The organism is Anaerolineales bacterium, from assembly GCA_025808555.1.
Classification (GTDB): Bacteria; Chloroflexota; Anaerolineae; order Anaerolineales; family UBA11579; genus JAMCZK01.
Map to the genome: position 1 here is coordinate 1174284 of CP075526.1, position 25444 is coordinate 1199727.

The 25444-nt window shown below is 58.5% G+C and carries 22 protein-coding genes; all 22 read left to right on the forward strand.

The window, feature by feature from the left end; genetic code table 11:
- Positions 1 to 24 precede the first annotated feature (24 nt).
- On the forward strand, positions 25 to 921 hold the full coding sequence (locus KIT08_06160; GenBank protein ID UYN88684.1) for a glycosyltransferase: 897 nt from the start codon (positions 25 to 27) through the stop codon (positions 919 to 921).
- A gap of 47 nt (positions 922 to 968) precedes the next feature.
- Entirely contained in the window at positions 969 to 2114 is a 1146-nt protein-coding gene (locus KIT08_06165; protein UYN88685.1) for a glycosyltransferase family 4 protein, read from the forward strand.
- Positions 2107 to 4143, forward strand: a complete 2037-nt coding sequence (locus KIT08_06170) for a hypothetical protein (protein ID UYN88686.1) — start codon at positions 2107 to 2109, stop codon at positions 4141 to 4143. Before KIT08_06165 ends, KIT08_06170 begins: the two co-directional genes overlap by 8 nt.
- 47 nt (positions 4144 to 4190) lie before the next feature.
- Positions 4191 to 6710, forward strand: coding sequence for a hypothetical protein (locus tag KIT08_06175; GenBank protein UYN88687.1), 2520 nt, complete (start codon positions 4191 to 4193; stop codon positions 6708 to 6710).
- Between the two features lie 70 nt (positions 6711 to 6780).
- Complete coding sequence (locus KIT08_06180) at positions 6781 to 8253, forward strand: hypothetical protein (GenBank protein UYN88688.1); 1473 nt, start codon at positions 6781 to 6783, stop codon at positions 8251 to 8253.
- 52 nt (positions 8254 to 8305) lie between these two features.
- On the forward strand, positions 8306 to 8812 hold the full coding sequence (locus tag KIT08_06185; GenBank protein UYN88689.1) for a winged helix-turn-helix transcriptional regulator: 507 nt from the start codon (positions 8306 to 8308) through the stop codon (positions 8810 to 8812).
- Entirely contained in the window at positions 8809 to 9816 is a 1008-nt protein-coding gene (locus KIT08_06190; GenBank protein ID UYN88690.1) for an NAD(P)-dependent oxidoreductase, read from the forward strand. The genes KIT08_06185 and KIT08_06190 overlap by 4 nt, the downstream gene beginning before the upstream one ends.
- Before the next feature lie 9 nt (positions 9817 to 9825).
- Complete coding sequence (locus tag KIT08_06195) at positions 9826 to 10782, forward strand: GDP-L-fucose synthase (protein ID UYN88691.1); 957 nt, start codon at positions 9826 to 9828, stop codon at positions 10780 to 10782.
- 1 nt (position 10783) lies between these two features.
- On the forward strand, positions 10784 to 11632 hold the full coding sequence (locus KIT08_06200) for an ABC transporter permease (protein UYN88692.1): 849 nt from the start codon (positions 10784 to 10786) through the stop codon (positions 11630 to 11632).
- Positions 11633 to 12907 carry an ABC transporter ATP-binding protein gene (locus KIT08_06205; protein UYN88693.1) on the forward strand — a complete coding sequence of 425 codons (1275 nt, stop codon included), beginning with the start codon at positions 11633 to 11635 and terminating at the stop codon, positions 12905 to 12907. It abuts the gene before it with no gap.
- A gap of 5 nt (positions 12908 to 12912) precedes the next feature.
- On the forward strand, positions 12913 to 14505 hold the full coding sequence (locus KIT08_06210) for a hypothetical protein (GenBank protein ID UYN88694.1): 1593 nt from the start codon (positions 12913 to 12915) through the stop codon (positions 14503 to 14505).
- Positions 14477 to 15325 (forward strand): class I SAM-dependent methyltransferase, encoded by an 849-nt coding sequence (locus tag KIT08_06215; GenBank protein UYN88695.1) that lies wholly within the window; start codon positions 14477 to 14479, stop codon positions 15323 to 15325. The genes KIT08_06210 and KIT08_06215 overlap by 29 nt, the downstream gene beginning before the upstream one ends.
- Before the next feature lie 11 nt (positions 15326 to 15336).
- Positions 15337 to 16344, forward strand: a complete 1008-nt coding sequence (pseB, locus tag KIT08_06220; GenBank protein UYN88696.1) for a UDP-N-acetylglucosamine 4,6-dehydratase (inverting) — start codon at positions 15337 to 15339, stop codon at positions 16342 to 16344.
- A complete protein-coding gene (locus KIT08_06225; protein ID UYN88697.1) occupies positions 16344 to 17285 on the forward strand; it encodes an SDR family oxidoreductase in 942 nt (313 codons plus the stop codon). Before pseB ends, KIT08_06225 begins: the two co-directional genes overlap by 1 nt.
- 5 nt (positions 17286 to 17290) lie before the next feature.
- A complete protein-coding gene (locus KIT08_06230; GenBank protein ID UYN90789.1) occupies positions 17291 to 18355 on the forward strand; it encodes an N-acetylneuraminate synthase family protein in 1065 nt (354 codons plus the stop codon).
- Between the two features lie 22 nt (positions 18356 to 18377).
- Positions 18378 to 19421, forward strand: coding sequence for a glycosyltransferase (locus tag KIT08_06235; protein UYN88698.1), 1044 nt, complete (start codon positions 18378 to 18380; stop codon positions 19419 to 19421).
- Positions 19418 to 20179 carry a glycosyltransferase family protein gene (locus tag KIT08_06240; GenBank protein ID UYN88699.1) on the forward strand — a complete coding sequence of 254 codons (762 nt, stop codon included), beginning with the start codon at positions 19418 to 19420 and terminating at the stop codon, positions 20177 to 20179. The genes KIT08_06235 and KIT08_06240 overlap by 4 nt, the downstream gene beginning before the upstream one ends.
- Positions 20176 to 21075: a hypothetical protein gene (locus tag KIT08_06245; GenBank protein ID UYN88700.1), complete on the forward strand. Its 900-nt coding sequence runs from the start codon at positions 20176 to 20178 to the stop codon at positions 21073 to 21075. The genes KIT08_06240 and KIT08_06245 overlap by 4 nt, the downstream gene beginning before the upstream one ends.
- A gap of 2 nt (positions 21076 to 21077) precedes the next feature.
- Entirely contained in the window at positions 21078 to 22046 is a 969-nt protein-coding gene (locus tag KIT08_06250) for a glycosyltransferase family 2 protein (protein ID UYN88701.1), read from the forward strand.
- The gene (locus tag KIT08_06255) at positions 22043 to 23485 is read left to right on the forward strand and encodes a hypothetical protein (GenBank protein UYN88702.1); all 1443 of its coding nucleotides are present in this window, start codon (positions 22043 to 22045) and stop codon (positions 23483 to 23485) included. Before KIT08_06250 ends, KIT08_06255 begins: the two co-directional genes overlap by 4 nt.
- The gene (locus tag KIT08_06260) at positions 23482 to 24390 is read left to right on the forward strand and encodes a sulfotransferase (protein UYN88703.1); all 909 of its coding nucleotides are present in this window, start codon (positions 23482 to 23484) and stop codon (positions 24388 to 24390) included. Before KIT08_06255 ends, KIT08_06260 begins: the two co-directional genes overlap by 4 nt.
- Positions 24387 to 25379 (forward strand): Gfo/Idh/MocA family oxidoreductase, encoded by a 993-nt coding sequence (locus tag KIT08_06265; protein UYN88704.1) that lies wholly within the window; start codon positions 24387 to 24389, stop codon positions 25377 to 25379. Before KIT08_06260 ends, KIT08_06265 begins: the two co-directional genes overlap by 4 nt.
- Positions 25380 to 25444: the final 65 nt, after the last annotated feature.

A 25444-nucleotide genomic window follows, 5' to 3' on the forward strand; every position in this document is an offset into this window, starting at 1 on the left:
CCCCGAGTAAGCATTCTGGCTTCTGTGTACAAGGGTGAAGCCTATTTGATTGCTTATATTGCACAACTGCAGCAGCAGACCCTGTTTAGTAGTGCAGAAGTTATCTTTATCTGCAACCAGCCATCCCCTAATGAGTTGCAGATCGCGCATGCCTTCCAAGCTGAGTTTCCGGCGCAGATTCAAGTGCATTCCGTCGAGCGAGAGACACTAGGAGCCTCATGGAACCGAGCATGGGCGGCCGCTAGTGCTCCATTGTTAGCGATCTGGAATATCGATGATTGCCGCCAGCCCGATTCGCTGGAACGCCAGGTGAACTCAATGGAGGGCACAGACTGGGCCTTATCCTATGGAGACTACATTACTGTGCCCACGTACGGGGAGCAGAGTGGGCAGCGTAGGCATACACCTGTGTATGACCCGGTTTATTTTGCGCGTGCGTTTGCTCAGGGTGGCGCCTTTTGGGTGCTACGGCGCGCGGTGGCCGAGCGTGTAGGCTATTTTGATGAGCAGCTACGGGTGGCAGCAGACATGGATCTGTCACTGCGCATGGCGGCCAATGGCTTGCAGATGGGGCGGGTGGACGGAGTGCTGGGGTACTTTACCGATGCGGCGCAAGGCTTGAGCACGCGGGAGGGTGGGCGCGAAGCGTTGATTGAGCGCACTGCCGTTCAGCTGCGCTATGGCGTGTATGACAAAGTTCACCCTGAGTTGCGCAGTGCTGCTGAGCACTTACGGCTGGACGCGGCCCGGAATTTTGGAGAATGGCGCTCTCTTGAGGAGCTGGTGCCTGACTACCCGCGCTATCTCCGCAAGCGGAGACCGCTGTGGTTGCTAGGAAAAATCCGCTTTGCAATCCGGGAGCTGCTAACGCGTCTGGGCCTATTGTCAAAACTACACGCAGGTTTTGACCGAGAGCTCTAGGCAGAAAAAAGCAGCCCCGCTCTCTCGTTATAATCGCGCAGCCTCCCATGCCTAGCCTTAAACCCTCAATACTTTTGCTTGGAACTCAGATGGAAGTGGCCGGTGCACAGCGTGTGCTGTTTCTTCTGGCTGATTACCTTCATAAAAACGGTTACTCGGTGCAGGCGGCCTTTGTATATGACAAACAAGGACTGGCGGCTGAGTGGCAGCACCAGCACAAGTATCCGGTGATCTCGCTCAATGGCTGGAAACAGGACGGTTTTGTGGCCGCCAACCTGGTGCGGCTGGCTACAGCCATGCTGCGTTTGTTTGCTATCCTGCGCCGGCACCAGTTAGTCATCACTTATACGCCGCATAGCAATCTACTGGGGCTGCCGCTGGCCTGGCTGGCTGGCACCCAGGTGCGCCTGGGTACGCACCACGGCCATATTGAAAATGCCCCCGGCTTGCTAAGCTCGCTGCATAGCCAACTCACGAATTCCGCGGCGTGCACTCGCATGGTGTGTGTTTCGAGCCAGGTGCGCAGTCTTGCACAACGTGAAGGAGCACGCCCTGAGAAGCTCGTGGTGATCGATAACGGCATCGTGCCCCCGCCTGAAATCGCACTAACTGCGGAGCAAAAACAATCACTGCGTCGCTCTCTGGTGGTTACCCAGGATCAGCTTCTGCTGGTGACTGTTGGTCGTCTGATGGTGCAAAAGGGTCATACATATCTACTTGATGCTATCCATCTTCTTCAGGAGACGAATGCTGTCTTTGCTTTTGTTGGGGATGGCCCCTTGCGTGAAGAGCTTGAAGCAAAAGCAAGCGCGCTTGGGTTAAATGATAGAGTGCGTTTTATAGGCGTACGGAATGATGTGGCAGAGTTGCTGACAGTTGCAGATGTATTTGTGCAACCTTCGCTTTGGGAGGGGATGTCACTTGCTCTATTGGAAGCCATGTTTGTAGGACTCCCTGTGGTGGCGACGCGGATCGAGGCGTCTACCGACGTTCTCGAACACGAGCAGACTGGGCTGCTGGTTGAGCCGCAGGACCCCGCCAGCCTGGCCGATGCATTGCGACGCATTATCGGCGATGCTGAATTACGTGCCCGTTTGGGCCGTGCTGCGCAACACAAGGCTCGCCAAAGTTACACTGTAGACGTTATGGGCGCTGCTTACGCTGGCTTGATAAAGGATTTACACAATGCATAGCCGCAAGGAGCTGTTTTTTGGTGTTGCTCTGTTTTTTGCGCTGGGCGCATTTGCCGAGTCGTTTCAGATCGCCTGGGGTTCCGGGTTTTTTGTTGGGCGGCTTTCACTCAAGTGGTTGCTTACACTGCTTGGCTTGGCTCTTCTGCTGGTGTGCGTACTGTGGGCCGTTTGCAACAGTTTGCAGCAGTCTAAAGCGGCGACCGCCCTGCGCAACAAGCTGTTTGACCGCTTAGCTGCTGTTCCGTTGTTGCGCTGGTTCGTTTTGGCGCTCTTCGTAATTTTCCCCTGGTACTTTATTTACTATTCGCCATGGGGCGGTTTATTCACAGGCTTTTTTACACGCACTTTGCTGTACGCCATGGCGGTTCTGGCAGCGGCTTTGTTATTGACTCGTAACCGCAAAGCCCTGGTGACCTGGAATGCATTCTTTCTCTCGCTGTTGTTTGTAGCCACTGGGTTGGTCATTGGCGATGCGTTTGTGCGCGTTACCAGTTACCCGCTTGCACTGCATTGGTCAGAAGGGAACCGTCTCTGGGACTATTCCCTGCTGTATGGGCGTGAACGGTATGACTATCCGGCGACGGAGCCGATATTTGCCTGGATAGACCGTGGGCGTCAAACACTGTGGGGATTACCCTTCCTATCGTCAGACCTGACTATAGCCGGTGCGCGAGCCTGGAGCGCGCTGATGAGCACTCTTCCATATGCTCTGTTGGGCTGGTTTGCGTTTAGACCATTGAAGACGGCCCGCTTGCAGTGGTTTCTGGCTGGGCTGTGGGCTTTGATTTTTCTGAACCAGGGACCAATCTATGCGCCGCTGATCCTTAGCGCCATTCTGGTTGCTTTCGCTCGCCGGCAGGCACTCTGGATCGCAATTCCGTTGGTGGCGCTGGCGGGCACTTACGCGGCCGCCAGTCGGTTTACGTGGACCTTTGCGCCAGCGATCTGGGCTGTAATACTCAGCCTGTCTGATGCTGCGTGGCTGCAGAGCAAGCTGCGCTGGCAAGACTGGGCGCGGGCGGTGGCACTGGGCCTGAGCGGGCTGTGGAGCGCAGGGCTGCCGATCATCGGCGGCATTTTGTCCAGCCTGTTTGCTCCTACCTCTGATCCTATAGGACCTATTGATGCTACGCCGGGTGCGCAAGGCGTAAGCAGCGTGCAGGCGCTCCAAGCCACGGTGACAAGCCAGCCGTTTGCGTGGGAACGTATGCTGCCCAACGATGTCTTCCCCCCGGGAATTCTGCTGGGTTTGCTGGCCGCGGCCGGCCCCTTGGTGTTGCTTATGCTTTATCTCGTGCGAACTGGCCATTGGAAGACGGTTGCGTTCCAGCGCCTGGTTTTGCTGGGCGGATTGGGCGCATTCCTCGTCGTGGGGTTGATCGCCAGTGCCAAAGTTGGCGGTGGCGCAGATCTGCACAACCTGGATATGCTTCTGGTCACATTGGTGCTGTTGATGGGGGTGGCCTGGGAGGCTGGGCTGCATAAGCAGTTGGGTAAGTGGGTGGGGAACAACCGCAGTGCTCAGGCTGCACTCACAGGTATGTTGCTGATACCGGCTTTGTTTCCGCTGTATTCAGGCGCTCCGTTGGATCTACCCGACGAGGAACGCCTTAGCTACATCATGGAGCGTATAGATGCAAATGTAGCTTGTGCGGCTCAGTATGGCCCAATCCTGTTCCTGGACCAAAGGCACTTGTTGACCTTTCGGTATATGACCGAAGTTGCACTGCATCCTGAATATGAAAAGAAGTATGTGATGGACCAGGCGTTATCTGCTAATCGGGCTTTCTTTGATGAATTTGCTTCAGACTTGGCCGCACACAAATACGCTCTCATTGTCGGCGAACTGGAAGATACGGTTTTCCGCGGGCGAAACCCACAATATGGCGATAGTTTGATCGTTGAGAACAACGCCTGGAAGCGCTGGGTCAGCATTCCGTTGCTACGCTACTACCAATCAGTGCATGATTTTCAAGATGTGGGCGTAGAGACTTTTATGCCTATTGGGAATACTTTTGAGTGCCCGTAGTTAAGATATGATTCAAAAGTGTTGGGGTACTACTCCAACACTGGTTCATGAAATCCTCAAAAAAACAATCTGAGATTGTATGGCGCCTGACCCTAGCCGCAAGCCTGCTATGCGGTCTGTTTGCTGTCGTCAGCCTGCTTTCAACTCCAAGTGAAAGCAGCGCCGCATTATTCCTGGGCTATTCCGCCGAGCGCCTGGTCCTCGCCGGTGTGGTGCTGTTGCTTGTGTTTGCACAAGGCGCTGTTCTGCTGCGTTGGCGCGCACTTCGCCGCCCGCGAGAGCAATTCGTTGCCTGGTTAATTGAAGCAAATCCCTGGATTGTTTCGATCTGCTTGGGGGGCATTTTGATGTTGGCCACCGGGGCTGCACTCATGTCGCCTGGTTATTCGATTACGATGCTTGGCCCGCTGGCTTTGTATGCCCAACGTCTGCAACCCGTATTTGCTTATATGGCAGTCTTGGCCGCTGGTTTGTTGTTGCTTTGGCTGACCGCCCGTGGTCTTGATCTTAGGGCATTACGCTCCCAACGCCAACTGCTGGTCGCCAGCCTAATAGCTTTTGCCTCACTTGTTGGCGCAATTCTCATTATCGTTATCACGCGGGTTGGCCTGGGATTTGATGCCACGCGTTGGATGGCGCCCAATGCGCCTATTTTGCTTACCCAAGTCGTGCTCACCCTGATTACATCTATAAGCTTGTTGATCGCTATAGCCTGGCTGCGAAAACGCTACGGCTTTTTTGAAAGAGTGGATCTTGTGCTGGCGGTGCTGGTGTGGATGGTGGCAGCGGGGATGTGGTTGCAGCAACCTGCTCAGCCAACGTACTACAGTTCGGATCTGACCAGCCCGAACTACGAGAGCTATCCGCTTTCCGACGCGTTCAATCATGATGTGATCGCACAGAATGTTCAGATAGGAGAGGGTTTCCACTTCGGCGGAATGGTGGCAATTCGTCGCCCGCTGTATGTCATGTTCCTCTCTGGCGTTGAGGCGCTGTTTAACTCCGACTATACGAATGTGATCGCTGTGCAGGTAATGGTGCTGGCGCTTTTTCCGGCTGCGCTGTATCTGCTTGGCACGCGCCTACATCACCGCCTCTCAGGCTTATTGTTGGCCGGCTTCATGATCTTTCGTGAGACCAATGCCATTGCGCTTGGACATATCATCAATCTCTCGCATGCCAAAATGCTGATGGCGGATCTGCCGGCCGCACTAGGCATTGCCACTGTGGGTGTGCTGGCAGTCGGCTGGCTGAGTAAAACCAAGCCTGATGCGCGCCGGGGTCTGTTGGTGGGCGGCGTATTGGGCGCCTTTGTGTTGCTGCGTTCTCAGATGCTTACGGTAGTGCCGGCATTCGTATTGCTGGCTGTGTTGGTGTGGGGGTTCCGTAAGGGTTGGCGGTCAGGCGTTCTGTTCGGGATTGGGGTGTTGTTGGTGGCCAGCCCATGGGTTGTCCGAAATCGCTTGGGTATGGGGCAATGGGCAATAGAAGATTCCATTGTGTCCGGTTTTTTGGCGAACCGCTACCGGTATGAACCGGGCACTTTTGGTTTACCTTTCCTGATGGGCGAGACAGAGGGTGAATATTATGCTCGCCAAATGGGGGCGGTGCGCAGCTTCATGCTGAAGGACCCCTTATACGTTGCTGGTTTTGTAACTGACAACTTTGTACGCAATCAGATAGTCAATTTTATGACCCTGCCCACCACTGCAGTATTGCGCAGCCTGGAAGCACACGTGCGTGAGCTGCCATATTGGCCCAGTTGGGATGGCGGGCTTGCGTCTGAAAGCTATGTGATCATTGCGCTGAATACTGTGCTTGTTAGCGTGGGCCTGGCTGCAGCGTGGCAGCGGTTAGGCTGGGTTGGCTTGGTACCCCTATTCATCAATCTGGGGTTTACCGCCAACCTGGCATTGGCCCGCGTAGCGGGCTGGCGCTACAACCTGCCTGCTGATTGGACGGTGCTGCTGTACTACGCCATTGGCATGGGACAGCTGGTCCTGTGGGTATCAGCCGTGTTGCCAAAGAGTGAATGGCGCCAGCAAGCGCTCTCGGTAGATGTGACACCCAAGCCAAAAGAGAAACACTACACCCCTGGCGCTTGGATAAGCGCTGTAATGGCCCTTTTGTTGGCTGGCTTGTCCTATTCCCTTATTGAAGCACTCTCTAGCCCGCGCTTTTCCAAACTGAGCACTGTGCAGGTATTAGAAGTTGTAGAAAAAATCCCCTCTGCGCCGACCGAACTCATCAGCCTATTGGAAAGCGGCCAAGCGAGTGTTTTGCACGGCCGCGCTTTGTATCCTAGCTTTTATAGCGCTGGGCAAGGCCGCGATAATGATTTTTTACTTACGCAGGTTCAAGATTATCCTCGTGTAAGTTTCTTTCTAATTGGGCCTGAACCTGCCGCCTTGTTGCTGCCCCATGACGGTGCTGACCTTCACTTCCCGAATGCTTCGGATGCCATTGTGATCCGATGCAGTAGCCAGGATGTTAATGTGCTGGCTGTGGTTTTGATGGAATACGGCACAATAGTGCCTTCCGCCCGCCTTTCTGATGGGTGTCAGTAAAGTTATGGCTAAAAAGCACAAAAACTCTTCGTTGCGAAACTATTTAGTAGTAGGTTTTCTGATTCTTGTTTTGTCTAGTCTGCTGGCCTGGGTCTCCAATCGTTTTGCTTCGTTGCAGGGCTGGTGGTCGTTCACTGGCTTGCTTGGTCTTTTGGTCGGTGTCGGTTTAGCGGCCTGGCGCGTCATGCGAATTGAGAACGCGCCGCGCTGGCTGGCCTGGTTGGTGCTTGGCGCGATTGCTTTCCGTTTGGTGCTTAGCATCATTTGGCTGTTGGGGCTGCCTGCCTGGGGCTACGACACGGATGTGCAGGCGGCCGGGTACGTGATGCAAGATGCCTTCAACCGAGATTCGGCCGCCTGGCAATTTGCCCAATCCAATGAGCCATTGTGGAAGGCCTTTGCTGGTTACAGCGTCACCGACCAGTATGGCGGTTTGCTTTTCTTGAGCGCGACCATCTATAAGTATCTGGCTGCCCCTACTCACATGCCATTGTTGACCCTGCTGCCAGCGGCAGTTGTCTCAGGGCTGGCTGTGGCATTTGTGTGGGCGGCTGGAGCGCGCGCGTTTGGTAAGCGGGTGGCCTGGCTGGCCGCGTGGGGGCTGGCTCTGTATCCGGAAGCGGCCTTACTGGGCTCTTCGCAGATGCGCGAGGCCTTTACCGTGTGTTTGCTCCCAATGGTGCTGCTGGCTGTGCAGCAGATCAACAGCGGTACTCGTCGTTTAGGGTTGCAGCTGTTGCTGGTGAGCTTTGCCAGTGCGGCTTTTTTGTCATGGCCGTTCGTCTCTTCTCTGTTGCTATTTGCCGCCATCACTTGGCTGGCACTGACGAACTGGAAGCTGTTACGGGATAGACACATCTGGATTGGCTTGGGAATTCTGGCGGTGGCGGCAAGCCTGTATTTCTTCGTGTTTAGTTCAATAGGTGACACCTGGCTTGTACAATCGGCGGACTGGCAGGTATATGTCAGCGAGAATTCGTCCGGCTGGGTGGCACGCCAATTTGAGCGTATGCCCCTTTGGGCCAAAGTGCCCTTCCTGGTTGCTTATGGGCTGGTGCGCCCGCTGCTGCCCGCGGCCCTGGCCGCTGGCGGCCCGATGGTGTGGACTGTCATCGGTGTATGGCGTGCTCTGGGTTGGACCGCGGTTTTAGCCCTGCTGGTGTATGCCAGCTATCTGGTGTTGCGAGCGCGTGCCTGGTTGCAGTTACCCGGCGTCTGGCTGCTGGGCAGCTGGGTGGTTAGTCTAGTGGCTTCATACCGCGGCGGCGGCGACTTATGGGACAACCCACGCTATCGCAGTGCCTTTGCTGCCGTTCAAGTGCTCCTGACAGCCTGGGCTTGGGTACGGCAGGAAGAGACTAAGGACCCTTGGCTGCGCCGCAGCCTGGTCTCGGCGCTGATTCTGTGCGCATGGCTGATCCCTTGGTATTTGCGTCGTTATGTAGGCCTGGAGTGGTGGCCGATTGTGGAGATCCACCAGCTGCTGGGTGTGGGCCTGGCCAGCTGTGCCCTCTATATGCTGTGGGACTGGTTGCGGGCTTGACCTTTACCTTCCCAACGTTATAATTCAGCGGCTGAATTTTGAAGTAAAAACGATGGAACAACACGCCGATCCCGCGCGGGATCTTCTCCTGCTGGAGCATATCGAAACCGACCCGGATGTCACCCAGGCCTCTCTGGCTGGCCAGCTGGGCGTGGCCGTGGGTACGGTCAACTGGCACCTGAAGCGCCTGATCTCCAAGGGTTATGTCAAGGTCACCCGCGCCCAGCGCCGCAAGCTACGCTACATCATCACCCCCCAAGGGCTGAGCCTGCGTGCCCGCCTCACTGTAGACTATGTTGAACAATCGATGGCGCTCTACCGCCGCACGCGCAGCCGTGTGCAGACCCTGCTGGCCGAGGCGCGTGCCGCCGGCGTGAGCAGCGTATGCATCGAGGTGGCCCCCGGCAGCCCGGATGACATTCTTGATATTTGCAAGCTGACTTGTATGGAGCAGGGGATGCCCGTAGAGCCTGTGCGCCCTGACGCGGCTACTCTGCGCATTACCGGGCATAAAGTGCATTTGATCATGGAGAACAACATTGTGGAGAAGCCCGCGTGAGCGCCAAGCATATTGTCGTGACTGGCGGCGCGGGCTACATTGGCTCTCTGCTGGTGGGCGAGCTGCTGCAGCGTGGCCACCAAGTGAGCGTGATGGATAAATTACTGTTCGGCGGCGATTCGCTAGTGGCCTATCTGGCGCATCCCGGGTTCAAGTTCATCAAAGCCGATGTAGGTGAGTCTCATAACTTCCGCCAATTGTTGCGCACCGGCGCCCAGCCCGACGCCATCGTACATCTGGCCGGCATTGTGGGCTTCCCCGCTTGCCAGGCAGTAGGCAAGTCGGTAGCGTGGCATTACAACGTGGAAACCACCCAACGCGTCTTTGAGCAGGCAGCTGAAATGGGCGCCAAGCGCTTTATCTTCTCTTCGACCTATAGCAACTATGGCCAATCCCAGGATGGGGGCTTGGTGACTGAAGAGTCGCCACTGCATCCACAGTCGCTTTATGCCGAAACCAAGATCGCCGCCGAGGAGTATCTGCAGGCGCAAAAAGACTCGACCTGCACGCCGGTCATCTTCCGCTTTGCTACGCTGTTTGGCATATCGCCGCGTACGCGCTTTGACTTGATCGTCAATCAATTTGTACTCGAGGCGTTCACCAAGCGCGAGCTGCTTATTTACCAGCGCGGCTACTCGCGTTCCTTTGTGCATGTGCGCGACATCGTCGCCGGCATCCTACTGGGACTGGAAGCGCCTGACGACAACGTGCGCGGCGAGATCTTTAACCTCGGTGATGAATCGGGCAACTACCGCAAAGACGAGATCGTAGGCCTGATCATCAAGCGCCTGCCCGAGATTATTGTGAATTACAAAGACCTCACTTTTGGCGGAGACATGCGCGATATCAGCGTCTCTTTTGAAAAGGTGCGCCGCGTGCTGGGATACCAGACGCGCTACAGCGTTGACGACGGCATCCGCGAGCTCTTGCATGCGCTGCAAGACGGCTTGATCAAGGACCCGCACAATCCGCGTTTCCGTAACGCGCAGTTTATCGTGCAGTAAAGGTGAAAAATGGCTGAAGCAAATTTTTGGCAAGGCAAACGTATAACCGTGACTGGCGGCGGCGGCTTCCTAGGCTCCTTTGTCGTTGAAAAACTGCGCCAGCGCGGCGCCACCGATATTTTTGTGCCGCGCAGCAAAGACTATGACCTGGTGCAGCCCGAAGACATCAGCCGCATGCTGCAAGACGCCAAGCCAGATATCGTCATCCATATTGCCGCGCTGGCCGGTGGTATTGGCCTCAACCGCGAGAAGCCGGCCGATCTCTTCTATAAGAACATCATGATGGGCATTCCGCTCATGCATCAGGCGTGGGAGAGTGGCGTCGATAAATTTGTGGCGCTTGGCACGGTGTGCGCCTACCCTAAGTTTGCGCATACACCCTTCCGCGAAGATGAGCTGTGGGACGGCTACCCCGAAGAGACCAACGCCCCTTATGGCCTCGCCAAGAAGATGCTGCTGGTGCAGGCACAGGCTTACCGACAGCAGCATGACTTCAATGCTATTTATTTGCTGCCCGTGAACCTGTACGGGCCAAAAGACAACTTCAACCCGGCCTCCTCGCACGTGATCCCGGCCCTCATCCGCAAATTTGTGGAGGCCAATGAGAACGGCGATCCTCAGGTGGAGCTGTGGGGTGACGGTTCACCCACGCGTGAATTCCTGTATGTGGAAGATGCTGCCGAAGGCATTGTGCTGGCGGCTGAACGTTACGATGGCGATGAACCCGTGAACCTTGGGTCTGGCTATGAGATCAGCATCAAGGACCTGGCTGAGTTGATCAGTCGCCTGGTGGGCTACAGCGGGGAGCTGGTCTGGAATGAAGCCTATCCCAACGGGCAGCCGCGCCGCTTGCTGGATGTGAGCCGCGCTGAGGAGCTGTTTGGTTTCCGTGCGCGTGTTAATTTTGAAGAGGGGCTGCGCAAGACCATTGACTGGTACATGCAGCACCGGGCTGAGCTGGCATAACATGAGTAGCCTGGCAACCAAGAGCGCCAAAGTGCTCATTCGGCCGCAACGCGGCATGGTGGGGCTGGATTTCCGTGAGCTGTGGAACTTCCGCGAGCTCATCGTCTTCCTCACCTGGCGCGACATCTTGGTGCGCTACAAGCAGACCCTGCTGGGCGGCGCCTGGGCCATCTTGCAGCCGCTGCTGCAGATGCTGCTGCTGAATCTGCTTTTCGGCGAAGTGGCAGGCCTGCCTACCAGTGGGGTGCCGCGTCCGCTCTTTACCTTCGCCGCACTGCTGCCCTGGAACCTGTTCTCCAACGCGGTCAGCGACGCCAGCCGTTCGCTGGTAGCCAACCGCAATATGATCACCAAGGTCTACTTTCCCCGCATCATTGTGCCCCTGGCGAATGTGCTCAGCGGTGTGCTGGATTTTGCGGTCGCCTTCCTGATCTTGGCAGGCATGATGATCTATTATCAGTTTGCCCCCGTCAATTTGCTATTGTTGCCGCTATATGTTCTGGTGGCCTTGCTCACCGCGCTGGGCGTTGGCCTGTGGCTGGCGGCCCTCAACGTGCATTATCGCGATGTTAAATACATCATTCCGTTCCTGACCCAATTCTGGATGCTGGCTTCGCCGATCGCCTATGAGGCCAAAAGCATCTTTGAACGCCTGCCCGAAGCCTGGCAGTGGCTGTATGCGCTTAACCCCATGGTGGGTGTGGTCGAAGGTTTCCGCTATGCCTTGCTGGGTATCCCTGTCTACTCCGAGAACATGCTGTGGGTTTCGCTGGCCTCGTCACTGGCGATGCTGGTGAGTGGCCTGATGTACTTCCGTAGCATGGAGCGCACCTTTGCGGATGTGGTCTAGATGAGCTACGCCATTCGTGTTGAAGGGTTAGGCAAGCAGTACCGTCTGGGCGGCAGCCAACAGGCCTACAGCACCCTGGGCGAACGCCTGGGCGCGGCGGTCACCTGGCCGGTGCGCCTACTCAAGGGCGAGCTGCGCGACCGCGCCGAGAAGGTGTGGGCGTTGCGCGACGTGACCTTTGACGTCAAACAGGGCCAGGTGCTGGGCGTGGTTGGCCGCAACGGCGCGGGCAAAAGCACGCTGCTCAAGATCCTTTCGCGCGTCACTGACCCCACTACGGGCTTTGCCGAGATCAATGGCCGCGTTGGCTCCCTGTTGGAAGTAGGTACGGGCTTCCATCCAGAGCTTAGCGGCCGCGAGAATATTTTCCTCAATGGCGCCGTGCTGGGTATGCAGCGCAGCGAGATCGCCAAGAAGTTTGACGAGATCGTCGAATTTGCCGGCGTCGATAAATTCATCGATACTGCCGTCAAGCACTATTCCAGCGGCATGTACCTGCGTTTGGCCTTCTCGGTCGCGGCGCACCTGGAGCCTGAGATCCTGGTGGTAGACGAAGTGCTGGCGGTGGGCGATGCTGAGTTCCAGCGCAAATGCCTGGGCAAAATGAGCGATGTAGCCGCGGCGGGCCGCACGGTGCTGTTTGTCAGCCACAACATGTCCGCCATTCTGCGCCTGACTGAAGAATGCATCGTGATGGAGCGCGGCCAGCTCGCCTTCCGCGCTCCCACGCGTGAAGCGGTGGACTATTACATGTCTTCCAGCTTCCAGAAGAACGGTGAGCGCAGCTGGGGCGCGGATCAAGTGCCAGCGGATGCTGCGCCGTTTGCGCCCGTAGCGCTGCGCGTCAAAGACGCCAGCGGCAGCGTGGTGGAGACGGCGCAATCGCGCCAGCCACTGGAAATTGAGTTTGAGTACACACTGGCCCAGCCGATTCAAGGCCTGCGCGTTGGTATTTATCTGCAAAGCATGCGCGGCGAGGTCATCCTCACTTCGTTTGATACCGATGACCCGGCTGCCTTCGAAAAGTACGGCACGCGTGAAGCGGGTCGCTACATCAGCCGTGCCGTAATCCCGGCCAACTTCCTGAACGAAGGCCAGTACCTACTGGGCGTCAACGCCAGCGCCTTCCGTGTGCGCCGATATTTTTGGGATGAGCGCGCGTTGGCCTTTACCGTGGACGCCATGGGGGCCCCAGGCATGCACTGGCCGGAGCCGCGCCAAGGCTTTGTGCGCCCGCAGCTTGACTGGACTATTGACCGCGTGGGAGCCGCCTGACCAGCATGCCCTCCAGCCGTCTGAAAGATTTCTTGGGTCACGTGCCGGCAACTGCCGAGCTCGCTTGGGCGCTGCGCGGCGGCAACGCGCCCATTGACGGCTTTAAGTTGGAGGAGCTGCGCGCGCAGCTGCCAAGCTGGGTGGATGCGGTGAACAATTCGCCGCTTAAGGCACAGGCTGGTAGCAAGGTGCTGGTGTTTGCCACGCTGCATTATTGGATCCATCATGCTACGTTGCTGTCGTTGGCTTTGCGCGGCCTGGGGTATGAAGTGAATATGGCCTATCTGCCCTACGCCACATGGAAAGATGATGTGCCGCGTTTTGACCTGCGCCGCCGTGAGGCCTATGCGCGCAGTGTATTCGCTCCGATGCAAACCTTGGTTCCGGTGCAGTCTTTCCTGAATATTCCTGCTGTCGAATTGCCGGCTGCATTAGACGCTCAGGTGGAGCAAGTGTCTGTGATGGATGTGCAATACACCCAGCAGGTGGAAGAAGTGGACAAGGCCAGCCCGCTGTTTCAGTTACGCCTGCGCGCCAACCGCGCCGCCGCCTCGGCTGCTCTGGCCTGGCTGCAGCGTGAGCAGCCGGATGTAGTCATCTTGCCCAACGGCCTTATTATGGAATTTGGCGCTGTGCTGCATGCCGCCCGCCATTTGAACATCGCCGTGGTGAGCTATGAATTTGGCGAGCAACGCGGCCGTATCTGGCTGGCGCACAACGAATCGGTCATGTTGCAAGAGACTGGCGCCCTGTGGGCGGCCCGCCGTAATGAGCCTTTCACCGACCCACAGCGCGCCGAGGTGCAGGAGTTGTTCGCCACGCGCCAGGCCGCCGGGCTGTTCCGCCACTTCTACCGCAAATGGCAAGACGCTCCGGCTGAAGGCGCCGCACAGGTCCGTACCAAGCTCGGCCTGGATGCGCGCCCGGTGGTGCTGTTGGCCGCCAACGTCATTGGCGATAGCCTGACCCTGGGGCGCAACGCTTTCACTGGCGATATGAGCACCTGGCTGCGCCGCACGCTGGCCTACTTTGCCCAGCTCCAGGATGTGCAGCTGGTGGTGCGCGTGCACCCCGGCGAGCGCAATCTGGACGGCCCTTCGGTGGCAGACTTGGTCAAACAGGAAATGCCCCAGCTACCCGAGAACATTCGTCTGGTGGGTGCTGGCGACCCGATCAATACCTACGACCTGGTCGAGGCCGCCCAATTGGGCTTGGTTTACACCACCACGGTTGGCCTGGAGATGGCCATGAGCGGCCGCCCGGTGATCGTGGCGGGCCGCACCCACTACCGCGGCAAAGGCTTCACGCAGGACCCGGCCAACTGGGAAGACTACTTCGCCATGTTGGATAACAGCATGGCTGATCTGCCCGCTGCGCAGCTGAGACCGGCTGAAGTGGATCAAGCCTGGCATTATGCCTATCGATTCTTTTTTGATTATCCTCAGCCATTCCCCTGGCATCTGCTGCACTTCGCTAAGGATCTGGAGACCGCTCCGCTGGCTGCCCTCTTCACGCCGCAAGGGCAGAGCCAGTATGCACGCACTTTTGACTATTTGATGGGAGAACCCTTTGACTGGGACACCAACCAACGTGGATGAGCGCGAGGTCAAGCGCCAGGTACGCGAGTTTTACGACCGCGTCGGCTGGCAGGAGATCTCGGACGGCTTGTTCCAGAACGCGCGCTACGAAGACTTGCGTCCCGTCTCGCAGGAATACATTCACCGGGCCCACCTGCGCGTCAAGCGCCATCTGGCGCCTGATGGCCGCCTGCTGCTTGACGCCGGCTCCGGCCCGATCCAGTACCCTGTGTATTTGGAATACTCGGCCAGCTATCACAAGCGCGTCTGTGCTGACCTTTCCATCACTGCCTTGCAGGCCGCCCGCAAACGAATCGGTGATAAGGGCCTGTTCGTGGTGGCGGATGTCACCCGGCTTCCGTTTGCCAGCGATGTCTTCGATGGTGTAGTGTCTTTGCATACCATCCATCATGTGCCGGAGAACGAGCAGGTGACCGGTTACTGCGAGCTCTATCGTGTGCTGGCCCCGGGCCACAGCGCCGCGGTGGTCAACGGCTGGGGCAACGCTCCGCTGGATACGTTTTTTGTAAAGCTGACCGATTTCATCAAGCGCGTGCGCGGCGCGGCGCCAGAGAAGGACCATTTGCCCCAAGAGAAGACGATGGGGCGCGGCACCTTCGTCAAGAAGCGCGGCTACAAAGAACTGCGCCAGGCTCTGAGCGCTTACTTCCCCATCGATATTTATGTTTGGCGCACCCTCGGTACACACTTCCTGCGCTTCTATATTCGTGAACAGTGGGCGGGCGCATTTTGGCTCAAGGTGTTGTATCGTGTGGAAGAGATGTTCCCGCGCTTCTTTGGCAAATACGGACGCTATCCGCTGATCGTATTCAGTAAATAAGAGAGAGCAAGATGAACTGGAAAAATCAAACTGTCCTGATCACTGGCGGCACCGGCTCGTTTGGCAAGGCCTGCATCAAGATCCTGCAGGAGAAATACCAGCCAGAGAAGATCATTGTTTTTAGCCGCGATGAGCTCAAGCAGCACGAGATGCGCGAGGCGGGCTTCAATCAAGAGAATCTGCGCTACTTCATCGGCGATATTCGTGACGAGCAGCGCCTCAAGCGCGCCATGGATGGCGTCAACATCGTCATCCATGCCGCGGCGCTCAAGCAGGTGCCAGCCTGTGAGTACAACCCGATGGAGGCCATCAAGACCAATATCCTCGGCACGGCCAATGTCATCGAAGCCGCGCTGGAGAACAATGTGGAGAAGGTGCTGGCGCTCAGCACGGACAAGGCGGTCAGCCCCGCCAATCTGTACGGCGCCACCAAGCTGGCCGCAGAGAAGCTCACCGTTCAGAGCAACGCCTATTCCGGTGACCGCCCGACGCGCTTCGCCTGCGTGCGTTACGGCAACGTAGTGGGCAGCCGTGGCAGCGTGGTGCCCATCTTCCTGCGCCAGCGCGAGGCCGGCAAGTTCACCATTACTGATGAGCGCATGACCCGCTTCTGGCTCTCGTTGGAGCAGGGCGTGGATTTTGTGCTCAACTGCATTGAGATCATGCACGGCGGCGAAGTCTTCGTGCCCAAGCTGCCGAGCACCACCATCACGGACCTGGCCCAGGCGATTGCCCCGGATGCCAAGATCGAAGTAGTCGGTATCCGCCCCGGGGAAAAACTGCACGAGATGCTGATATCGGAAGACGAAGCCCGCTCCGCGGTGGAACTCGAGAGCATGTACGTCATCCAGCCGGCGCAAGGGCCGTTCTTCGTGCACTCGTGGGCGGATAAAGGCAAAGCGCTGCCGGATGGATTCCACTACGTCAGCAACGAGAACGAGCAAATGCTCAACCCAGCCGAGATCCGCGACATCATCGCCCCGATCGAAGCTGATATGAAAGCAGGTAAGCTGAGCTAATGAGTACGGCGGCCCGCATTCTGGTCACCGGCGCCAGCGGCCTGTTGGGCAGCAACTTCGCCTTGCAGGCCGCGCCGCGCTATGAGGTGGTGGGCATTACGCACCTGCGGCCGCTGCACAATCCCAGCTTCGAGACCTTGCAGGCGGACCTGTTGGCCCCTGGTGCGGTGAATGCTGTGTTGGAGGCGGCTAAGCCAGACTGGGTGGTGCACTGCGCCGCCTTAGCCAATATTGATGCGTGTGAAAAGCAACCGGAGCTGGCCCGTCAACTGAATGCGGAGCTGTCCGGCCAACTGGCGCGCGCTACCGCAGAGCGGAGCATGCGCTTCTTGCATGTTTCCACCGATGCCATCTTTGACGGCAGCAAGGCGCCGTACAAAGAGACCGACGCGCCCAACCCCCTCAGCGTGTATGGCAAGACCAAGCGCATGGCGGAGTTGGCGGTCAAGGCGGCGCACCCCAAATGGCTGATCGTGCGGCCCAATCTGTTCGGTTGGAGCCTGCAAGGCAATCACAGCCTGGCCGAGTTCTTCTACAACAACCTCTCGGCGGGCACTGCGGTCAAGGGTTTTACGGATCGCTTGTTTAGCCCGCTGCATGTGGGTTTGCTGGCTGAGATATTGCTGGAACTGCTGGAGCAGGACGCACACGGTATTTACCATGCCGGCAGTCGCGACAGCCTGAGCAAATATGACTTTGGCGTGGCAATTGCGCGGCGCTTTGGCTTGGATGAGCAGTTGGTTCAGCCAGCCAACACCGAGGGTGCTGGCGCCGAGGCGCCGCGCTCGGCGGACCTGCGGCTAAATGTCAGCCGCCTCACCCAGGCGCTCGGGCGCCAGCTACCCAGCGTAGCCGATGGCATTGAGCGCTTATTTGTAGAATCACAAAACGGACACCGCCAGACGGTGCAGGCCATGGCGGCTGCTGTGGTGAAAGGATGACAGTGTTGGAGATTACTATTCAGGGTCGCAAGATCGGCCTGGAGCATCCTGCCTACTTTATTGCCGATATCGCCGCCAACCATGACGGCGATCTGGACCGCGCCATTGAACTTATCCGCCTGGCCAAAGAGGCTGGGGCCGATGCCGCCAAGTTCCAGAACTTCCGCGCCCCCAAGATCGTCTCCGATTACGGTTTCCGTTCGCTAGGCGGCCAGATCTCCCACCAGGCCGCCTGGACCAAGAGTGTCGTCGAGGTCTATGAAGATGCCTCCATCCCGTTCGAGTGGACACCCATCCTCAAAGAGGCCTGCGACAAGTACGGCATCCATTATTTCTCGTCGCCGTATGACCACGATGCCATTGATATGCTGGAGCCGTATGTGCCCGCCTTCAAGGCCGGCTCCAGCCTGATGTCCTGGCCAGAGGCGATCGTGCGCATGGCCAGCTTTGGCAAGCCGATTCTGATGGCTACCGGTGATTGTGACATGGCCGATGTGGAGCGCGCCATGGCGGTGGTGCTACCGGTCAACCAGCAGATCGTGCTGATGCAATGCAACACCAACTACACTGCCGCCGAAAGCAACTACGACCACCTGCACCTCAATGTGCTCAAAACCTACGCTCAAAAATGGCCGAATGTGATCCTGGGTCTGTCTGATCACACCCAGAGCGCCGCGCCCGTAGTGGGCGCGGTGGCGCTGGGGGCGCGTGTCATCGAGCGTCACTTTACCGATAGCAATGACCGTGAAGGACCGGATCACAAATTCGCCCTCAATCCCGCCAATTGGGCCCACATGGTCAGCGAAGTGCGCATCTTGGAGCGTGCCCTTGGCTCTGAGCAGAAGTTTGTGGCCGAGAACGAGAAGGACACCTACATTGTGCAGCGCCATTGCCTGCGCGTAGCGCGTGACGTCAAGGCTGGCGAGGTCTTCACCGAAGACATGCTCGAAGTGCTGCGCCCGGCTGTTGATGGTGCGCTGATGTCTTGGGATATTCCGCAGGTTCTGGGCAAAAAGGCCGCCGCCGACATGCCCTACGGCAAAGAAGTGCGCCTGAGCGATCTAGCATAGAGCTTGCTTGCATAGAGCTTGAATGAAAGTGTTGTATATCAGTCAGCAGCATGGCCCGCATGACCGGCGCTTCCTGTCTGCCATTGCAGAGTTGGGGCACACCGGCTTGTTTCTATGCGCCGCCCCCGAGCGCGTACAGGCCGAGCATTTGCCGGCGGGCGTGCACGCGGTACAGGGGCGTATTGCCGATGTGGTGCGTACCCACCGGCCAGACGTAGTTCATGCTGGCCCTTTGCACACTCTGGCCTGGCAAGCGGCCGGCGCTGGCGCCCGGCCGCTGGCCGCCATGTCGTGGGGCTCGGATATTCTCTACACCGCTCAGCGTAGCTGGTGGGCGCGCCGCAAAGTACGCGTCGCCTTGCGACAAGCGCGTGTGCTCATCGCCGATTGCCAGGCCGTAGTGGATGCGGCGGCCGAGCTGGGTTACGACCCGCAGCGCGCCGTAGTCTTTCCTTGGGGCATTGACCTGCAACGTTTCCAGCCACTTGCGGCTGAAAGCGCACTACGCCAAAGCCTCAGTTGGCAGGATAGTTTCGTTTTGCTGCACCTGCGGAGCTGGGAGGCGGTCTACGATACAGAGACGGCGCTGCAGGCCTTCTTCGCGCTGGCGCCCAGCCAGCCGCAGCTGCGTCTGCTGCTGCCCGGCGGCGGGCACCTGGCGCCGCGCATCCGCAAGCTGGTCGAACGCTCCGGCTTTGCGGAGCGTGTGCACATGCCCGGTTACCTCTCGCAGGAAGAATTACCGGAGTATTACCGCTCTGCGGACCTATACATCAGTGCTTCGCGCAGCGACGGTTCGTCTGTCTCCTTGATGGAAGCGTTGGCGTGTGAGCTCCCTGCGCTGGTCTCTGATATTCCCGCCAACCGCGAGTGGGTACAACCCGGCCAGCAAGGCTGGCTGTTCCCGGTGAGCGATGCAGCCGCACTTGCCGATAAGATTGTGGCAGCCATGCAAACTGACTTGAAGCCTTACGCACAACGCGCCCGCCAGCAGGCTGAAGCCCGCGCGGACTGGTCTAAGAACAAGCTGGGCCTGCAGCGCGCCTACGAAATGGCGGTGGCATGAGCGCTCCCAAAGTTGTCGCTATCATCCAGGCGCGCATGGGCTCCAGCCGTCTGCCCGGCAAGGTGCTGGCTGACCTCAACGGCCAGCCTGTGCTGGCTTGGGTGCTGCGCCGCACGCAGCGCGCCACTGGCATCCAGCAGGTGGCGGTGGCCGCGCCCGAAGGGGCGCTGGATGACCCACTGGCGGTTTACTGCGCCGAGCAAGGTGTAGCCTGCGTACGCGGCAGCCTGCACGATGTGCTCGACCGCTATATGCAGGCTGCCCGTCAGACTGAGGCCGATGTGATCGTGCGCATTACCGCTGATTGTCCATTCATTGACCCCGGTTTATTGGATGAGTATGTGCACAAATTTGTGAGCGCAGACCCACCGCTCGATTTCGCCGCCAACCGGCTGCCGCAAGGCCGCACGATCCCGATCGGCCTGGATGCAGAGCTATGCACCCGCGCCGCGCTGGAAACGGCCTGGGCGGAAGCCAAAGAGCCGCACCAGCGCGAGCATGCGATGCCCTTCTTTTATGAGAATCCGCAGCGCTATCGCATCGCCGAATTCACGCATGAGCCGCCGTACGGTGATCTGCGCTGGACAGTGGATACGCCTGAGGATCTGGAGCTGGCGCGCGCCATCGCCAGCCAGTTTCCCGACGATACCTTTACATGGAAAGACATTCTGGCCCTGGTGCAGGCCAAACCTGATCTGGCGGACATCAATGCTGCCGTGCAACACAAGGACTACCGCCAGGTAGATGACCGCCGATGACGCAAGTATGCATCTTCACGGCCCCCAAGCCGTTCCGTGACCCGCACATCACCACCATCCAGCGCAACGCGCTCGGCTCGTGGTTGGCCCTGGGTGAGGGTGTGGATATTGTGCTTGTAGGCAGCGATGAGGGCATTGCCGAGGCGGCAGCCGAGTTTCGCGTCAAGCATGTGTCTGAGGTGCCGGCTAATTCACACGGAACGCCACTGGTGAGCGCTATTTTTGACGCGGCGCGCCAGAACAGCACTGCGCCGTATCTGGTTTATGTCAACGCCGATATTATCTTTTATCCAAGCTTCTTGCAGTCCTTGCGGCAAGCCGCCGCTCAGGCGCCTGATTTTGTGCTTCTGGGCCGCCGCTATGATCTCGATATCACTCAGTCGCTGGAATTCTCGGCCGGTTGGGATAGTCGGCTACGGGCCGACATGCACGCCCGTGGCAAGCTGCACAGCCGCGGCGGCAGCGATTATTTCGCCTTCCGGCGCCATCTGTATACTGGCATGCCTACCTTCGCCATTGGCCGGGCGGGCTGGGACAATTGGATGATGTATGAGGCCAATCGCCGCAAGTGGCAAGCCATCGATTGCAGCGCGGATATAGAGATCGTGCACCAAAACCACAACTATGCCCATCTCAATAGTGAGCACGGCCACCAGCGTCACATCGAGACCGATGAGAATACGATGCTGGGCGGCGGCATGCGCAATATGTACATGTTGCTGGATGTGCCCTATGAGCTGGTGAATGGCAAAGTGCGCCGCGCAGGGTTGTCTGCCATCCGTGTACTTCGCAGCATTGAGCGCTGGCTGCAGCCGAACGCCATCGAGGGCCGCGGCTTGCGCTGGCGCATCATGCGCCAGGTGCGCAACCTGCGCTTCGCTTTGGGAGGCCGTTAGCCATGCGCGTCGGCCAGAACCCGATCAAATCTGTGGAAAGCATCGCTCCGCCTGCCCCGGTGACAGTCGTGGTCATCAGCTACATCCCGTTCCTCAGCGGCTACTACACACATAACCTTGAGCTGCTCAAGCTGTGCCTGGGTAGCCTACACGCCAACACCGAGGGCGCCTACGACCTGATGCTGTTTGACAACGGCTCGTGCGCCGAGGTGCGCGAGTACCTGCTGGCCGAACAGACCGCAGGCCGCATCCAGTACCTCACACTGTCGGAGCGCAATCTCGGCAAGCCGGCGGCCTGGAACATCTGCTTTGCAGCCGCGCCGGGTGAGTTCATCGCTTATGCGGATGCGGATGTATATTTCTATAACGGCTGGCTAGCCAGCAGTCTGGATGCACTGCGTACCCTGCCGCAAGCCGGCATGGTGACCGCCATGCCCATGCTCACGCCGCAAAAATACTCCACAGCTACGGTCAAATGGGCCAAGGGGCAGCGCGGCGCCAAACTTGAAACAGGTCAGTTGTTCAGCTGGGATGATTTTTGGAAGCACGTCCGCAGCCTGGGCAACAGCGAGGAGCACGGGCGCGCCTTTTTCAAAGACAACAAGGCCGTACGCCTCAGCTACAAGAAACGCCAATACTGGGTCGGCGCCGCCCACTTCCAATTCACGGCGCGCAAGCGTATCTTGCAGGAAGTTTTGCCCATCCCGGCTGAGCGGCCAATGGGCCGCGTGCGCCTGCTGGACGAGGCCATCAATGCGCGCGGCTACCTGCGCCTATCCACCGCCGAGTGGCATGTGCAGCATATGGGCAACCAACTGCCTGCTGCAGGGGACCTGTTGGGTGGCACTCTGCCCGTGGCTCCCATAGTGCAGAAACGCACATCCGCCATCTGGGGCTGGGCGCCGCTGCGCAAGCTGCTGCAGTGGCTCAACGGTTGGAGCTTTGACCGCTTGCATCGTACACAAAAATGACACAACGTATCTTTATTAGCGCAGATCACGGCCTGGCCATCGTTTATTTCTTGCAAAGCGATGTCCTGCGCACTTTGCTCGACGACGGCGTCGAGGTCGTGCTACTCACCGATGACGAGATCGTCGAACGCATTCGCAATCGCTTTGCTCAGCCCGGCCTGATCATCGAAGGGCTGCGACTCAAACAGGTCAAGCAGTATTTTCAGACGCGCTCCTATGGCGTTCAATGGTGGCTGGACTTTTTGCGCCGCGCGGGAGCGTCCAATCGCATCAACCTTGAGGCGGTAGATAGCTACATCAGTCAGGTGAAGGATGAGGCGCATTCGCGCCGCAAACTACTCTTCCCTTTTATGCAACTGGCCGTCGCCATCCTGCGCCGCAGCCGCCGGGCGCGCGGTTGGTTGCAGCGCGCTCAGCAACGCTTTACGCCGGATATCTACGGCGACCTGTTCGCCAAGTACCAGCCCAGCCTGGTGGTCGCCAGTACGCCCGGTTGGCGCTATGACCGCTACTTGCTGCGCGAGGCGGCTGCCCACAGCATACCCACCGCGTCTGTCATTGTTGGTTGGGACAATTCGAGCAGTTACAGCCTGCCCGGCGCACCGGTGGATTGGATCACCTGCTGGTCTGAGATCCAGAAGCAGGAGCTGGTCGATGGCTCGGATTGGGATCCGGCGCGTGTGCATATTGGCGGCATTCCCTCCTATGACGGCTACTTCAAACAGGAGTGGGTGCTGCCGCGGGCTGAGTATTTCCAAGCCCATGGGCTTGACCCGCAGCGTAAGCTGATCTCTTTCGCCAGCAGTTTCATCACCTTCTCGCCCAATATTCAGGATATCGAGGCGCTGGCCGATCTAGTTTCCGGCGGGCAACTAACCGAGCCCAGCCAGCTGCTGGTACGCTTGCACCCCAATCACTTCATGGATGTGCCGCGGTTTGCGCAGGAGCGCGAAGCCATCTTCGCCTTAGCAAAGAAGCACCCGCATGTTCATGTAGTGGAGCCGGTTGCGCTGGGTGGCTCGCTGGGCCATTATTCAGGGGAAGATATGCACGAGAAATCGTCGATGATGGCCCACTCAGACGTGTTTGTTACCGTTTACTCCACCATGGTAGTCGAAGCCTCAGCCCACAAGACGCCAGTGGTAAGCGCATGCATTGACTCGCCTGAAGGCTGGCCGGGCAACTTCACCCTGCCGCTTTCACGCATTGGTGATTGGCCTACCCACTCGCGCTTCCGCAATTCCTCCGCGGGTCGTGTGGCCTATGACAGTGACCAGTTGCGCGATGCGCTCAACTTTTACCTGACCCATCCCGGCGCCGATGCTGAGGAGCGCGCTGCCTTTATTGCACGTGAATGCACCTTCACCGATGCCAGCGCCGGCCAGCGCACGGGCGCCTACCTGCTCTCGTGCCTGGGCCAGACTAGAGGCCGCGAATGAGCTTGCCGTTGCGCAAAGCCATGCGCGCCATTACAGGCAAGGAGACACAGTCCCGCATCGCGCTGCCCCCACTCTCCGCTGTTGAATTGGCCGAGGTCAAAGAGTTCTTCCCGCTCCAGAAATTCTTTGTGCTCGGGCAGCCGCATTCCGGCGGAGCGGTGTTGGCGCGCTTGCTCAATGTGCACCCAGACCTGTATTGCGGCACGCAGGCACACTTTTTCACTAGTCAACCCGTGCTCAGTGAGCTATTTGCGCAATCTGAAGAGGTGGCTGCGCCGCCCACCACGGCTGCTTTGCGGGCCATGGCCGATTTTTTGCTCGAGCGCCAGGCACACCCGTTGGGCAAGACCGTTGTAGGCGACCAAAGTCCCAATGAATTAGGCGCCCGTGCCGTGGAGGAGATGGCCGCCTTTTATCCCGATGCAAACTTGATCCACATTGTGCGCGATGGCCGCGATGTGCTCGTAAAGCAACGCCTGCAAGAGCTCACCGGCAGTGATGTCTCCGCGCCCCGCCGCGAGCGCAACCGCCCGGCTGACAATGTAGCCATCTTTGCTCCAGGCTGGCTGGCAGATGCCGCTGCCCAGTGGGCAACTGGTGTGAATGAGACTGACCGCCTGGGGCACCAGTTCTATGGCGAGAGCTACTACTCTTTGCGCTATGAAGACCTGCTGGCACGGCCGTTCGATATGCTCGCCAAGGTGTGGGCATTCCTGGGACTAAGTGCGGATGGGCTAGAAGCCAAGGTTTCCGGCGAGATCGCGCAAGAAGACATTGCTCTGGAAAAGAGCGCTCAACCTGTGTGGCGTCAATTCTTTACACCGGGCGACAAGAACATCTTCAAAGAGCGCACCGGCGCGGCTTTATTGAAGTGGGGCTATGAGGCTGGGGCTGACTGGTCATGAAGATCCTGATCGCCGGGTATGGCTCCATCGGCAAACGCCACTTTGATAACTTGCGCGCCCTGGGTGTAAAAGACTTTGTGTTCCTGCGCAGCAACAACAGCAAATTGGATACAAGCGAACTGGCGGAATACCCTGTGGAGCACACGGTTGCAGCCGCTCTGGCGCACGAGCCCAACGCGGTCGTGGTTGCCAACCCCACCGCGCTGCACCTCGATGTTGCCATCCCCGCCGCGTCCCAAGGCTGCAGCCTGCTGCTTGAGAAGCCGCTCAGCCATAGTATGGAGCGCATCTATGAATTGCAAGCTGCCGTGGCTGCAGGCGGCAGCCGCGTGCTGGTGGGCTTCCAATGGCGCTTCCATCCCACCCTGCAGATCGCAACAGAGATCTTGCGTTCGGGCCAACTTGGCCGGGTGCTTTCCGCTCGTGCCCACTGGGGTGAGTATTTGCCAAACTGGCATCCTTATGAAGACTACCGCCAGAGCTACAGCGCCCGCGCAGACCTGGGCGGCGGTGTGGTATTGACCCTGTGCCACCCGTTTGACTATTTGCGTTGGCTGCTGGGCGAAGCGACTGGTTTGTGGGCTATGCTGAGCCACAGTGGCGAGCTGGAGATCGCTGTTGAGGACCAGGCTGAGATTGGGCTTGAATTCGCCAGCGGGGCGCTGGCCAGCGTCCATCTGGATTATGTGCAGCAGCCGCCCAGCCACACTTTGCAGATCGTTTGCACCCAGGGCCGGTTGGAGTGGGATGCAGGCACCGGCACGCTGCTACAGATCGACGCCAGGGGTGAACAACGCGAGTTTGCGCCTGAGGCAGGCTTTGAACGCAATCATTTGTTTATTGCCCAGACGCGCCACTTTTTGGAGGTGACACAAGGTTCTGCGCAACCGGTGTGCTCCCTACAGGATGGCGTGCGCGCCTTGGAGATCGCCCTTGCGGCCCATCAGGCGCATCAAAGGGGCGTGCGCATAGAGCTGGATCTGCCATGATAAAATCCGCCATGGCCTGCAAAAACAGGCCACTTTCGTTTCAAGAGCGGTTTAAGGGCTAACCC